General features: G+C 41.2%; 12 protein-coding genes, 1 tRNA gene and 1 pseudogene. 10 read left to right on the top strand and 4 right to left on the bottom strand.

Annotation, left to right across the window (positions count from 1 at the left end; all coding sequences use genetic code 11):
* Positions 1 to 138 precede the first annotated feature (138 nt).
* The 7 genes from SYN7502_RS06745 to SYN7502_RS06775 all read left to right on the top strand — a co-directional run bounded on the left by SYN7502_RS06745 (position 139) and on the right by SYN7502_RS06775 (position 8,910).
* Positions 139 to 849, top strand: coding sequence for a tetratricopeptide repeat protein (locus SYN7502_RS06745; protein WP_015168119.1), 711 nt, complete (start codon positions 139 to 141; stop codon positions 847 to 849).
* A gap of 408 nt (positions 850 to 1,257) precedes the next feature.
* Complete coding sequence (gene carB, locus SYN7502_RS06750; protein WP_015168120.1) at positions 1,258 to 4,515, top strand: carbamoyl-phosphate synthase large subunit; 3,258 nt, start codon at positions 1,258 to 1,260, stop codon at positions 4,513 to 4,515.
* A gap of 58 nt (positions 4,516 to 4,573) precedes the next feature.
* Positions 4,574 to 5,191, top strand: a complete 618-nt coding sequence (locus SYN7502_RS06755; RefSeq protein WP_015168121.1) for a precorrin-8X methylmutase — start codon at positions 4,574 to 4,576, stop codon at positions 5,189 to 5,191.
* A gap of 25 nt (positions 5,192 to 5,216) precedes the next feature.
* Positions 5,217 to 6,038, top strand: a complete 822-nt coding sequence (locus SYN7502_RS06760) for an ABC transporter permease (protein WP_015168122.1) — start codon at positions 5,217 to 5,219, stop codon at positions 6,036 to 6,038.
* Positions 6,039 to 6,060: 22 nt separating this feature from the next.
* Positions 6,061 to 6,675, top strand: a complete 615-nt coding sequence (locus tag SYN7502_RS06765) for a hypothetical protein (RefSeq protein WP_015168123.1) — start codon at positions 6,061 to 6,063, stop codon at positions 6,673 to 6,675.
* 33 nt (positions 6,676 to 6,708) lie between these two features.
* On the top strand, positions 6,709 to 7,950 hold the full coding sequence (gene rodA / locus SYN7502_RS06770; RefSeq protein ID WP_015168124.1) for a rod shape-determining protein RodA: 1,242 nt from the start codon (positions 6,709 to 6,711) through the stop codon (positions 7,948 to 7,950).
* 90 nt (positions 7,951 to 8,040) lie between these two features.
* Entirely contained in the window at positions 8,041 to 8,910 is an 870-nt protein-coding gene (locus tag SYN7502_RS06775) for a 6-pyruvoyl trahydropterin synthase family protein (RefSeq protein WP_015168125.1), read from the top strand.
* Between the two features lie 20 nt (positions 8,911 to 8,930).
* Here SYN7502_RS06775 and trmD read toward each other — a convergent pair whose 3' ends face one another.
* Positions 8,931 to 9,632, bottom strand: coding sequence for a tRNA (guanosine(37)-N1)-methyltransferase TrmD (gene trmD / locus SYN7502_RS06780; RefSeq protein ID WP_015168126.1), 702 nt, complete (start codon positions 9,630 to 9,632; stop codon positions 8,931 to 8,933).
* Positions 9,633 to 9,642: 10 nt separating this feature from the next.
* Positions 9,643 to 10,008: a hypothetical protein gene (locus SYN7502_RS06785; RefSeq protein ID WP_015168127.1), complete on the bottom strand. Its 366-nt coding sequence runs from the start codon at positions 10,006 to 10,008 to the stop codon at positions 9,643 to 9,645.
* 244 nt (positions 10,009 to 10,252) lie between these two features.
* Between SYN7502_RS06785 and SYN7502_RS19295 the strand changes: the two are divergent.
* Positions 10,253 to 11,071, top strand: a pseudogene (locus SYN7502_RS19295) (IS1 family transposase).
* A 4-nt stretch (positions 11,072 to 11,075) separates the two neighbouring features.
* Here SYN7502_RS19295 and SYN7502_RS06795 read toward each other — a convergent pair.
* On the bottom strand, positions 11,076 to 11,714 hold the full coding sequence (locus tag SYN7502_RS06795; protein ID WP_015168128.1) for an SDR family oxidoreductase: 639 nt from the start codon (positions 11,712 to 11,714) through the stop codon (positions 11,076 to 11,078).
* Positions 11,715 to 11,730: 16 nt separating this feature from the next.
* Positions 11,731 to 12,633: a S1 RNA-binding domain-containing protein gene (locus SYN7502_RS06800; protein WP_015168129.1), complete on the bottom strand. Its 903-nt coding sequence runs from the start codon at positions 12,631 to 12,633 to the stop codon at positions 11,731 to 11,733.
* Positions 12,634 to 12,799: 166 nt separating this feature from the next.
* On the opposite strand from SYN7502_RS06800, the gene SYN7502_RS06805 reads away from it, so the two are divergent.
* A tRNA-Asp gene (locus tag SYN7502_RS06805) sits at positions 12,800 to 12,873 on the top strand.
* Positions 12,874 to 13,049: 176 nt separating this feature from the next.
* Positions 13,050 to 14,153: a site-specific integrase gene (locus SYN7502_RS06810; RefSeq protein ID WP_015168130.1), complete on the top strand. Its 1,104-nt coding sequence runs from the start codon at positions 13,050 to 13,052 to the stop codon at positions 14,151 to 14,153.
* The last annotated feature ends 400 nt before the right edge of the window (positions 14,154 to 14,553 follow it).

Below are 14,553 nucleotides of genomic sequence, written 5' to 3' on the forward strand. Positions count from 1 at the left end.
TTTACCCACTCTTTTTTATAGCCCAGCCCATTAATACTACAAAAATCTTTTAACAACTTTGTAACATTATTCCCAGTTCAATCAAGATTAGGACAAACTGGATTATATAGTCAGAGAGGAGCTACACCAATCAAGCCTATGTATCTTCTAAAATCTACTTGCATTCTCGGCATAATTGCGATCGCTCCCTCTATAAGTAATGGAGTTACTGGAATTGCTCGACTTCACCCTATTACCACTATTACTATTAGTCAAACTTCTAATCAGCTTAATCAAGAGTATATTCTTAAAGGCACTGAGTTAACTGATCGAGGTAAATATTTTGATGCCATTCTTGAGTACACTAAAGCGATTGATCAAGACCCTCAGAATCCTCTGCTTTACTATGATCGAGGTGTTGCCTTATCCCATCTCCACAAATACGAAGCGGCGATCGCTGATTATACCCAAGCCATTAAATTAAAATCTAACTTTGTAGAAGCATATAAAAATCGAGGTTTGGTTTATGCCCAGTCCCAATCCTATCAAGAACTGAAACAGGCAGTTATAGACTATGATCAAGCCATTAAACTAGCTCCCCAAGATGCCACCAGCTATTTAGGCAAAGGTTTGGCTTTGTTTCGCCAAGGGAAAAATGACGCAGCTATCATGGCAGTTACGCAAGCTAATGAAATTAATCCGGAATTAGCGATCGCTTATTTTTTAAGAGCAAGTATTTATATCGAACTTGGGAACAGGGAATTAGCTTTAAGTAATTATCAAAAAGCCGCTACTCTCTATGAACAACAAGGTAATCAATCAGGTTATGACAAGAGTTTAGAGGCGATCGCTGAACTTGATTTGAAATAGAAGTCATAATAGTTTCAATCTTGATGTGTGAAATATTCTGAAAATCTTTAGGATTGTGGGTTACTAAAGTTAGCTGATAGTCTAGGGCTGTGGCTGCTATCCATTAGACTTAATTGGAAATAGCAAAAGACCTGATATATAGGGGTTTCAGAGATCGGCAAAAACAAGCGTGAAATACTCTCAGTCCTAGGAGTGAATGAGTAACCGCTCAAGAACTAGGATTGTAACAACGTGGGAAGTTATCCTTAGTAAAAAAGCCCAATACGAATAAGTTTTAATAACTTGTAAAAAAAATTTTAGGTACCAGAATAAAGGTATTAAAAATGTGGCAATAGGTACTGTATATTTTGCGATCGCCACTAAGCTATAGAATTAGCGTAAATTGATCACACCATACCTCCTCTCAATATGCCAAGACGTAACGACATTCACAAAATTTTACTGATTGGGGCAGGTCCCATTGTCATTGGGCAAGCCTGTGAGTTCGACTATTCAGGGACTCAAGCCTGTAAAGCATTACGAGATGAGGGCTACTATGTCATTCTGGTCAACTCCAATCCCGCCACGATCATGACTGATCCAGTTACTGCTGATCGCACCTATATTGAGCCTATAACTCCAGAGATTGTGGCACAGATCATTGAAAAAGAGCGTCCTGATGCCCTATTACCAACTATGGGGGGACAAACAGCCCTAAATACAGCAGTGGCTCTGGCTAAAAATGGCACCTTAGAAAAATATGGGGTCGAATTAATTGGGGCAAAATTACCTGCGATCGAAATGGCAGAGGATCGTAAGCTGTTTAAAGAGGCAATGGCACGGGTCGGAGTTGCGGTTTGTCCTTCGGGTTTAGGTCACACAATGGCAGAAGCTAGGGAAATTGCCGCAGAGATCGGGACTTATCCCCTAATTATCCGTCCAGCCTTTACCATGGGTGGTACAGGTGGTGGGATTGCCTATAACCAAGAAGAATTTGAAATGATTGCTGCCTCTGGGCTAGAAGCCAGTCCCAATTCCCAAATTTTAATTGAGAAGTCTCTGATTGGTTGGAAGGAATACGAGCTAGAGGTAATGCGGGACTTGGCGGATAATGTTGTAATTATTTGCAGCATTGAGAATATAGATGCGATGGGCATACATACAGGGGATTCTATTACCGTAGCACCTGCCCAAACCTTGACGGATAAGGAGTATCAGCGTTTAAGGGACTACTCTATTAAAATTATTCGGGAAATTGGCGTAGAGACAGGCGGCTCAAATATTCAGTTTGCGATTAATCCCGTCAATGGTGAAGTGGTGGTAATTGAAATGAATCCCCGCGTATCTCGTAGTTCTGCCCTTGCCTCTAAAGCTACAGGGTTCCCGATCGCCAAGTTTGCGGCGAAGTTAGCTGTAGGCTATACCCTAGATGAAATTCCCAATGATATTACCAAGAAAACCCCTGCAAGCTTTGAGCCGACCATAGATTATGTGGTCACGAAAATTCCGCGCTTTGCCTTTGAAAAATTCCCCGGTTCCCAAGCTGTCCTAACTACCCAAATGAAGTCCGTGGGTGAAGCGATGGCAATCGGGCGCACTTTCCAAGAATCCTTCCAAAAGGCATTAAGATCATTGGAAACAGGTAGATTTGGCTTTGGTGGTGACAAGGATGAAGTGATTCCTACCCTAGAACAGATTAAAACCAGTTTGAGAACTCCTAATCCTGATCGGATTTTCTCAGTTAGACATGGATTCCTTTCGGGCTTATCCGTGGGAGCGATCGCTACTTTGACGCATATTGATCCTTGGTTCTTACAGAAATTACGGGAATTAACGGATATAGAGTTAGCTCTTAAGGATCGCAGTTTAAGTGATATTCCTGTGGAAGAACTCACTGAAGTGAAAAGGATGGGATTTAGCGATCGCCAAATTGCCTATCTTACCCACTCCACTGAAGATGAAGTGAGAACTTATCGTAAATCCCTCGGCATTATTCCCTCCTATAAAACCGTTGATACCTGTGCGGCAGAATTTGAGGCTCTGACACCTTACCACTATTCTACCTATGAAGAAGAGTCGGAAGTTTTGCCCTCTGAGAAACGCAAAGTAATGATTCTGGGGGGAGGACCTAACCGCATTGGACAGGGGATTGAGTTTGATTACTGTTGCTGTCATGCTAGTTATTCCCTCAGGGCGGCAGGATTTGAAACGATTATGGTTAACTCTAACCCTGAGACTGTCTCTACTGATTACGATACAAGCGATCGCCTGTATTTTGAACCCCTAACCCGTGAGGATGTATTAAATATTATTGAAGCAGAACAGCCCGAAGGTATAATCATTCAATTTGGTGGGCAGACTCCCTTAAAGTTATCGGTTTCTTTGCAAAAATACCTAAATGAGCATCAAGATACCCTGAAAACCAAGATTTGGGGAACATCACCTGACTCCATTGATACAGCTGAGGATCGGGAAAGATTTGAAGCAATATGTCAAGAATTAGGAATTAAGCAACCTAATAACGGGCTAGCTCGTTCCTATGCCGAAGCTTTAGAAGTGGCACAAAGAGTCGGCTATCCCGTGGTAGTTCGTCCCAGTTACGTTTTGGGTGGTCGAGGTATGGAGGTGGTTTACTCCGATGCGGCACTGGAAGAGTATATGCACAAAGCGATTCTGATTGAACCAGAACATCCAATTCTCATCGATCAATTCCTAGAGGGAGCAATTGAAGTTGATGTTGATGCGATCTCCGATCCCACTGGACAGGTGGTAATTGGTGGCATCATGGAACATATTGAAGAAGCGGGTATCCATTCGGGAGATTCTGCCTGTGCTATTCCTACATTCTCGCTTTCAGAAGACGTGTTGACAACAATTCGAGAATGGACAGTAAAACTGGCAAAGAGTTTGAAAGTAGTAGGTTTAATGAATATTCAGTTTGCCGTGCAAGTAAATCCCAACAATCCAAAGCAAGAACAGGTATTTATCCTTGAAGCTAATCCCCGTGCCTCGCGCACTGTTCCCTACGTTAGTAAAGCCACGGGAGTTCCTTTAGTTTCCTATGCTTCCCAGATTATGTCGGGTAAAACTTTAGATGAGTTGCGCTTTACAAAGGAAGTAATTCCCACCCATATTTCCATCAAAGAAGCAGTCTTACCTTTTGCTAAATTTGCAGGTACAGATATTATTCTGGGACCAGAAATGCGCTCCACGGGTGAAGTCATGGGCATTGATACGGAATTTGGTAAGGCATTTGCTAAAGCTCAGATTGCCGCAGGGGAGAGGGTACCTCTGGCTGGGACTGTATTTATTTCCGTTAATGATCGGGATAAGGCTGGGGTAACTGCTGTTGCCGAAGGCTTTATAGAATTAGGATTTAAGATTATTGCTACCGAAGGCACCCATAAAATCCTGTTACGTAAGGGCATTGACAGTGAACTAGTCCTCAAAGTCCACGAAGGGCGACCTAACATTAGTGATGTGATTAAAAATTCCCAAGTTCAGATTATTATTAACTCCCCCAGTGGCGAAGATGCTAGTTTAGATGGCAAATTAATCCGTAGAAGTGCTTTAAGTTATAAAATTCCAGTGATTACGACCCTAGCTGGGGCAAAGGCAGCGATCGCCGCAATTCGATCTTTACAAACCCAACCTTTGCAGGTGCAAGCCCTTCAGGATTATGCCTAACAAAACTACTCATAATGAGCCATAATCAGCAGTGGGGATTAGGTGAAAATCAAAAATCATGGAATGGCATAAAAGTGATGTCCAAGGACTAGCAGTAATTGATGCTGAACTTGACGGCTATCAACCAGCTCAGTATGAAATTATCCGTCAGGTGATCTATGCTACGGCTGACTTTGAGTATAAAGACTTAATTCAGTTTAGCGATCAAGCCATAGAAAAAGGGACGGCAGCGATCGCAGCTAGAACTTCTATAGTTGTGGATGTGGCATCTGTGCAAATAACGGTTGCGCCAATACTCCAGTCCACCTTTGCCAATGGTGTATATGCCTGTACGGGCGTAATTACTCGACCTCAACGCTATAAATCTCAAGCAGCTTGGGGGATGGAAACTTTAGCTCAGAGGTATCCTAGCGGCATTTTTGTGGTTGGAGAGTCTCAATCTGCCCTTGAAACCTTAGTTAATCTGATGACTAGCCAAGTAATTGCTCCATCTTTGGTAATTGCCACACCATCGGAGTTTGTAAATGTGGGGATAGCTAAATCTCAACTCCAGCGATCGTCAATTCCCTATATTCTTATTAATGGGCAGAAAGGCGGGGCAATGGTGGCTGCTAAAATCCTCAATGCTTTGGTATTACTGGCATGGGAAGTTTACGATATCAAGGATGACTTGTAGGTAATTTGCGGATAATTTTTTAGGTATGACGGTTTTAACTGATATTAATACAGCTAGTTCTAATCGGACGGTCTTAGCGATCGCTCGATACTGGCAACTGTTGAGGGTTTTAATTGAACGTAATCTTAAAGTCCGCTATCGTGGCTCTTTTTTAGGCATATATTGGTCTTTGATTAATCCCTTGATTAGTACAGGGCTATACACGGCTATTTTTGGTGCTACCTTTGCTTCCTATTATGGCAATTCCATTGTTAACTATGTTTTGGCAGCTTTTACGGGGTTAATGGTGATGACTTTCTTTTCATCCTCCACATCCCAGGCACTACCCAGTGTGGTTAATAATGGAGCATTACTCAATAAAATTTACCTGCCCGTTAGTATTTTCCCGGTCTCAATGATAGGCTCTAACGTGTTTCAACTATGTATGGGGACGCTACCCCTGCTGATCATAATCACTGTAATTACCTCTAAAAGTATTGTTAATGTGCTGGCACTGTTTGTTCCCTGCCTAGGCTTAGTCTTTGCCTCGATGGGGGTATCATTTTTAGTTAGTGCTTTGTATGTATTTTTTCGAGACTTATCCTATTTCTATGAATTAGTGATTTTTGTGTTAGGAATTAGCACGCCAATTTTTTATCCCTCCGCAATTGTTCCTAATCAAGTTAAGCCATTTTTACAGTTAAATCCCCTTGCTCCCATAATTGAGAGTATTCGTCAAATTGCGCTGTCGGGAAATCCTCCTGATTGGCAAATGGCAGCACCTGCGGTTTTAAGTGGTTTAATCTGTCTGACTGTAGGATGGACTTGTTTTAGGTCGTGGCGATCGCAGTTTATGGACTTACTTTAAGCATGAGGTAATGAATTAAATTATGAGAGTCTATACCAAACTTTTTGAGACTTTACCCAAAACTATTTATTTCTGGCTGCCCCTAATCGCTATAGCTGTGAATTATGGCTTGTTTGGTTATCTACTCAGAGTGTTAATAGTGACTAGCGCAAATCCCATAACCTTAGGACTGCTTTTGGCTTTAGCGATCGGTAATACGTGGGCTTTAACCTTGGGCAATGGTGGATTAGTAGCGACAATATTGGCTTTAGGATTGGGTTTTAAGACTGGTGGTGTTAATTTGGGTGGTATAGCGATCGCCTGTGCTGGATGTATGATGTGGTTGGGTTTTTTTCACACTGATCAGGAACGTGTATCTGAACAAAAACTCAGCATTGGTGAAATTCTCTCTACAGTAGTGATCGTGATTTGGGCAGTTGTAGGGACTCTAGGAATTTATGAGATCATTAGTGGGATTACTGCGGCTGTGGTACTTGGAGCGATCGCTGGCAGTTATAGTGTGATTGGCAATCAAATTAAAGCATCGGGCATTACCCATATCCAGTCACTCCAATTAATTGGCAACATTGCGGGCATTGGCTTAGCGATCGGGTGGATTTATGCTTGGCTAACCTTTAAAGTATTTATACCTAGTTAATTTCTAGTTGATGTTAAGTAAAAGCAGATACCTATGAATATTCGTGCCTGGGGCAGTTTATGGCGAGAGTGGCGTGATCTTGATCTAATACTGCTCCTATTACCTGTATTCCTGACTGTAATTGGTGGTATGAGTATCTACAGTACAGAACTAAATGCGGGCTGGACAGATTGGTGGCAACATTGGTTTATTGGGGCGATCGGCATAATTTTAGCTTTAGTTATTGCGCGCTTTGCCTACGATCAGCTTTTGTATTACCACTGGTTTACCTATGCTATTACTAATATTTCTTTGTTGTTAGTTTTAATTATTGGTCGCTCTGAACTCGGCGCACAGCGATGGATTCCCATTTTGGGTGTTAATGTTCAACCTTCGGAATTTGCCAAATTAGGCTTAATTATTACCCTTGCCGCAATTTTACATGATCGCCCCATTCAACAACCCTTTGATATATTTAAAACCCTGTCGGTTACAGTTCTACCTTGGGGGTTAATTTTTTTGCAACCAGATTTAGGCACTGCCTTGGTATTTGCGGCAATTTCTCTGGGAATGCTGTACTGGGGGGGAGCAAATATCGGCTGGCTGCTGCTGTTGGGATCACCTTTAATTTCCATGATTTTGTTTAATGTTTATATTCCCGCTTGGTTAGCTTGGGTTGCCTTAATAGGAGCGATCGCTTGGAAAACTCTGCCCTGGTTCCGCTTAATTGGAGGTATCACCGCCGTCGTTGTAAACTTAATTGCTGCCGAAGTGGGACATATACTCTGGGGATTACTGCAAGACTATCAAAAGCTAAGGATCACCCTATTTCTTGATCCCAGTCAAGACCCCCTTGGGGGTGGGTATCACCTAATCCAGTCTCGCATTGCCATTGGTTCTGGCAGTCTGTGGGGTAAAGGTTTTTTGCGGGGGACTCAAACTCAGTTAAATTTTATTCCTGAACAGCATACGGATTTTATTTTTTCAGCGATCGGTGAAGAATGGGGATTTGCGGGATCAGTGCTAATTTTATTAATATTCCTAGGAATTTGTTGGCGATTACTATCGGTGGCAATGGCAGCAAGGGATAATTTTGGTTCTCTGTTGGCGATCGGAGTATTCTCGATGATTTTATTTCAAACGGTGGTTAATATTGGCATGACCATTGGTGTTGCCCCTGTGACTGGGATTCCCCTACCTTGGATTAGCTATGGGCGATCGGCACTACTAACTAACTTTATTGCCCTCGGTTTAGTCGAGTCTGTGGCATTACATCAGCGGACAATTAAGTTTTAGCAAGTTTTAGCCTTACACAAAGACTTTACACAAAGAAATGTTAACTTAAATGTTAATTTAGTTAGTAACGCAAGTATAAAAACCTAACCCATGCCCCAATGTGTAATTAACAGACGTGCTCAATTTTCCGCCAGCCATCGTTATTGGCTCAACCAACTATCAGAAGCCGAGAATTACAGGCTCTTTGGTGCCTGTGCAAATTTTCCGGGACATGGGCATAACTATGTTTTATTTGTCTCGATGTTGGGAGAGGTGGATCAAAGTGGCATGGTACTAAATCTGTCTGAGGTAAAACATATAATTACTAAGGAAGTTACCTCTCAGCTTAACTTTAGCTATTTGAATACGGCTTGGAAAGAATTTGAAGATACCTTACCCACCACAGAAAACTTAGCGCGGATCATCTGGCAGAGACTTCAACCCTATTTGCCGATCGTTAATATTCAACTGTTTGAAAGTCCAGAACTTTGGGCGGATTATCAAGGAAATAATATGGAAGCACATTTAACAATTAGTACCCACTTTTCGGCAGCCCACCGTTTGGCTCAGGATCATCTCAGCTTAGAGGAAAATACCGTCATCTATGGTAAGTGTGCCAGACCCAACGGACATGGTCATAACTATCATCTGGAAGTGACGATCAAAGGCGAAATGGATGCCCAAACTGGGATGATTGCTGATCTAGGCGAGTTTCAAAATATTGTGGATTACTATGTACTTCAGCCCCTTGATCATACGTTTCTAAATAAAGATATTCCCTACTTTGCTCATGTGGTTCCAACTGCGGAAAATATTGCCCTCTATATTCAAAATGTCTTGACCCAGCCCCTAATTAATTTAGGCGTGCAGTTGCATAGGGTTAAGCTGATTGAGAGTCCAAATAATTCCTGTGAAGTCTATGGAAATGGTGTTCCCATCGATCAAACCCTAGCTAGGTCTTTATTTACAGTCTTGGCTTAGGCTGAATTTAAAGAGGCTAATCACCTACTATCACTTGATTCGGAGGATAAATTAGTAAGTAAATCGGGGCGGCGATCGCGGGTTCTATTTAGACTTTCCTGTTTTCGCCATGCTGCAATGTGGGCATGATTCCCAGATAAAAGGACTTCAGGTACTTCCCAACCTCGAAAATTTTGAGGACGAGTATATTGGGGATAGTCTAGTAATTCGGTTTCAAAGCTTTCTAGTTTCAAAGATTCAGGTTTACCAACTGTACCCGGTAGCAGTCGCACCACCCCATTAATTAAAGCCAAGGCGGGAATTTCTCCGCAGGTTAGGACAAAATCTCCCAAGGAAATTTCCCTAGTGACTAAATGCTGACATACCCGTTCATCTACGCCTTCATAGCTGCCACAAATTAGTACCAGTTGATCGTACGTAACTAATTCCTTAAGAAGATTTTGTTTGAGTGGTTCGCCCTGGGGAGTCAGAAAAATGATCTCCCGCTTTGGTAAAGTTGGTAATGACTCCACCGCCGCAAAGATTGGGTCTGGCTTCATCAACATTCCCACCCCGCCACCGTAGGGTTCATCATCGACTCGATGGTGCTTATCAGTAGTAAAATCACGGGGATTAGTTAAAACCACTGTGGCAATTTCACGGGCGATCGCCTTACCCAAAAGGCTAGTAGATAGGGGTGAAGTAAAAAAGTCTGGAAATAATGTAACAACGTCAATTCGCATCAGGCATGTATTAACTATTTTTTTGCCTTAATTGTTCTAGCTCTGCCCTTAACTCTGCTAACTGTTGGGTTAAATCCTGCAAATCACTTTGCACATTACTATCAACTACCGTAGTTGCCGTAGTTGTGATAGTTGTCGTCTCAGAATTAGGAATTTGTTGAGCAATTAAACTATCTACTAATTTACGCGCCTCAGATTCTGTGACCGCCCCTTTATCTGCCAGTTCATCGGTAAGTTGACCAAAGTCTTGAAACAGTGCGTTAACCTGTTGATCCAGCTTGCGGGGGTCTTGGAGTACTTCAATCAAATTAGCTGTAGCACCTAAGGTGACGTAGTATCCTCTTTGCAACAGCTTAGCTATATCAGTAGAGTTCATAGGAGCTTGGCAATATTGTGTAGTTTTGTTTCTTAATTCTACTCCCTTCCCACTAAAAATAGACTTAATTTAATCGGGTTAAGGGGTGAAACCCCTTCGTGGGGGCGCAGACCCCAAACCCCCGACACCCTAATTTGACTAGGAAAGGAGTAACCGATGATCTAGCTAATTATGCCAGTTACTAACTTTTCTGGTAGTGCATCAAGATGAGGTAGTATAGAGAAAAGAGATAGTAGATAAAGACATGGAATGCCTATTGTGTGGACATCATAAAGTTTATGGACATGGTACAACCAGCAAAGGCAACGTCAGGTATGAATGTCCTAAATGTAAGAAGACATTTGTGGAGACCTTGGATACGATTTACTATCATCGGCATATAGATGCAGAAAAGATTCATTTAGTCCTGCAAAGCCAAAGTGAAGGAGTAAGCTTACGAGGTATAGCAAGATTGAGTGGATTAGCATATAACACAGTGGTTAGCATAATTAGACAAGCCTCACAGAAAGCCCAAATGGTTCATAACCAAGAAGTTAAAGCAGTAGAGACAGAAGAAATCAGTAGTGATGAAATGTGGTCATTCGTAGGAAAAAACAGAAAAACTGCTTACCAACAGAACTTGAGTCAGGAGACTGTTGGATTGGGGTAAGCATAGGTAATGATAGTGGATTGATTTTAGCGGCAAGAGTAGGAAAACATACGGATGAATTAATTGAGGAGATAGTTAGGAAAGACCGATTGCCAGCATTGGAATACTGATGGGTGGGGAGGATATGAGAGAGTGTTGGCAGAATATGTAGAACACTATATCGGCAAAGATCGCACTCAAAGAATAGAGAGGACGAATGGTATTTTAAGGCAACAGACAGGTAGATTTCATCGACGACAGCATAAATTCAGCAAGTTATGGGAGTGGACTGAAATAGCAGTCAGATTATTAGTCACATTTTTTAATTGGATATGGATTCACTCTCGAAAAAAGACAACTGCTGCCCAGAGAGCTAATTTAACCAATAGAAAGTGGACTTGGGATAATATTTGCACCTACTCTACTTTACTTTGACGCACTACCACTTTTCTAGGCTCTGAACAGGGGTATCCGATGTTGAAACTATTTCTAAAATTTGATTCTGTGCCTGCTCACAAAATAGGGAATCAACACAAACCTCAGCCACTTTAGATCGAGGAATACTACCTTCAAATAGAGTATCCGCTTTACCAAGTACAACTCCACCGATCGCATCTTGATTTTTTAATCCACCGGGACGCACGATTGTATAGGTTACTCCACTGGCTTTGAGATGATTTTCAGCTTGTTTTTTCCAAAATAGGATCAGCCAAAATAAATTCAAAGGGTGAAATAGCCGAGATACACACAACGAAGATACCAGCACAAATTGCTTAACGCCATTGGTTTTAGCAATATTCACCAGATTGTTGGTACCAACGTAATCTACTAAAAGCGGAGCAGTAAAATTAAAACTGGGCTTAGCTCCAGTGGCACAGATAATTACGTCACAGTCAGCGATCGCTATACTCGCTTTATCCAATACATCCCCAACTACTAATTCCGCCTCCTTAGGTAATACCTGCTGTGCTAGTTCTAAATTTCTAACTAATGCCCTAACTGCGATCTGTCTTTTGACTAGTTCTGAGACAATGCGGCGACCAGTTTGCCCAGTAGCTCCTGCAACAAATACTTTCATACTGTTAACTATTCCACTAACTGTTCCACAATTTACTGATATTAGTCTCTAACCTTTGTTCTGCCTCAGCTAAAACTTGCTCACGCTGATCGATAAATTCACCAGCATGATTTTCCAAAATTTTAGTAGAAAGGGAAATCCGATTACGAGATTCATCTATATCCAAAATCACAGCTTTAATCGGTTCGCCGATCGCAAATACTGAATTTACATCACCTATATACTTTTGGCTAATTTCCTTAATATGCAGCAGTCCCGTCACGCCCCCAAAATCAATAAATGCCCCAAAGGGTCTCAGGCTGGTCACTGTTCCTGTCACTAGTTGCCCCTTAGACAGTTGACTCATTGCCGAGGCTTTCACGGCTTGGGTATTAGAAAGTACGAGCTTATTGCGAGTTTGATCCAATTCAACTAAAACTACGGATAAAGTTTTACCAACTAAGTCATTCATATTTACCTTATCTACAAGGTGCGATCGCGGAATAAATCCCCTAATTCCCTGCACATCCGCAACTACACCACCTTTATTGACATTGATAACTCGACAGTTAAAAGCTTTTCCTTCTGCTTGTAAATCCTGTAAATTTAGCCAAGCTTGCTTGATTTTCAGGAGTCGAATCGATAATTTAACCTCACCATCAGCATCTTGATCGCTAATAATCATGAACTCGCGATCGCTATCTATGGGTAATAATTCCGCTAAATCTGAGGCAGAAATTCCCGATGCCTTAGTGGTGGCTTCATCAATGGGTAAAAATCCGGGCGACTTACCGCCAATATCAATGTATGATCCTCGACTTTCGTGGGCAATTACCTTGCCTTTAACAATTTGTCCTACCTTAAATTCATAATCATGAGCAACTAAGGCATCAGCAAAATCACTCATGGAAAAAGATTGTTTAGGTGTTTTGGTATTCATGGAGGACTTGGTATTTATAGATGACAATAGCGAAAGACAAGTTTTAATGTATAGAGAATTCTAGCAGTAAAAACAAAGTCCCCAAAAAAGTAATTGACAAATGCTGATTTAATCGGCACAATGTAGATCGCTCAAATTTGAGTGCTTGCATCTAAACAATGTAATTGGGATTGTAGTTCAATTGGTTAGAGCACCGCCCTGTCACGGCGGAAGTTGCGGGTTCGAGCCCCGTCAATCCCGTTCAATATTTCAAGCATTTCTAGGCTCTCACCCTATACCCTTTTAGGACAATTTTAGGACAGGGGGATGCTCTAACCAATTGAGCTACATCCCAGCTACGCTTTTGCCAGCTATTAGGTATTTTCTAAACTGACTAACTGTTTCTAAGCATTAGGTTTAGGACAGTACTTAGGACAGTGAAAGAAATTAACCCAATAAACAATAATGGTAGTATCCAGCTAAAGTTCACCGTTAATGGTAAAAGATATAGCTTTAATCCTTTTCAAGGTGGGCAGTTTGACAACAAGAGGGACTTAGCTCAAGCCAAAGCAATTGCAACTAAAATCCAGAATGATATCATTGCTGATTGTTTTGACAATACTCTCAATAAGTACAAACCAAAAAATCTTAACTCACTAACAAAGACTGTCAATCTTAAGACGGTTAAATCTTTTATAGTGGTTTGGGACTCATGGGTTGATACTCTAGACCTGTCAGCAGCTACAAAAGCCGACCATTATGAAATGATTAGGCGAATGATTGTAAAGGCTGATGCAGGGGGAGATGATATTTCTTGGTTCATCAATGCCAAACTTTCTCCAAGTACTTTTAACAAGCGTTTAGGCTATCTAAAATCCTGTTGCCAATGGGCAGTGTCTCAGAAATTATTCGTAAGCAACCCTTTTGAGAGAGTCAAGGCTAGAAAATCTACTAAGGCTGAAATTAAACCGTTTACTATCGAAGAGATTAGGGCAATTATTACTGAGTTCGATATTAAATATAGCCACTATTCAGCTTTTGTTCGGTTTCTGTTTCTTACTGGTACAAGAACATCAGAAGCCATCGGATTACAATGGAAACAAATTGACTTTGAACGTAAGCAAGTAACAATTTCAGAATCTATGCCAAAAGACAGAACAGGGAATGGCTATCAGAGAATTAGGAAAGAGACTAAATCTGGAAATGTGCGCTATTTAACAATTAATTCTGAGTTAAATAGCTTGCTGTTAGACATTAAACCCGATAAAGTAAATCCTGACGACCTTTTATTTAAGTCTTCGAGAGGTTTTACCATTGATAGTGGCAATTTTAGAGAGGACTGGAAAAAAGTACTTAGCAATATCGGTATTGAGTACCGTAAGCCATATACAACGAGGCATACTTTATTAAGTCACGCTATTGAACAAGGCATCCCTATTACTGGTGTAGCCTATTTAGCAGGGCATACAGATACAAGAATGGTTATGCAGACTTATGGACACATGATTAACCGTCCTGTATTACCAGAATTTAAGCTTTAGGTTGTTGTTGAAATGGGGGAAAGTTTTAAGGTCAGACCATAACCCCAGAATGGCAATAAATGTTAGCAATGTATGTTAGTTGGAATGTTCTTTCAGCTTATTTTAGATTGGCGGGATGTGGGGGTGCTACCTCTGCCTCCAGTATTAGACAAACCTGCCAAAAGACTGTAATTAGATAAGCAACTAACATAATGGACAAATATAATTTCAAAAAAATTATATTCGACAGAAAAATAAGGTATCTATATAAATCCACTAAGTTGTTATTCGACAAGCTTTTGGGCTTTAGAAAGAAAGTTATTATGGTTGATAGTATTTACTGCGTTTTAATCACTAACTACCGTTTGCTAACGATTAAGCAGTGTCGTATCCCTTTGTCTCAGATTTATATTAGAGCTAA

The sequence above is a fragment of the Synechococcus sp. PCC 7502 genome (genome assembly GCF_000317085.1).
Classification (GTDB): Bacteria; Cyanobacteriota; Cyanobacteriia; order Pseudanabaenales; family Pseudanabaenaceae; genus PCC-7502.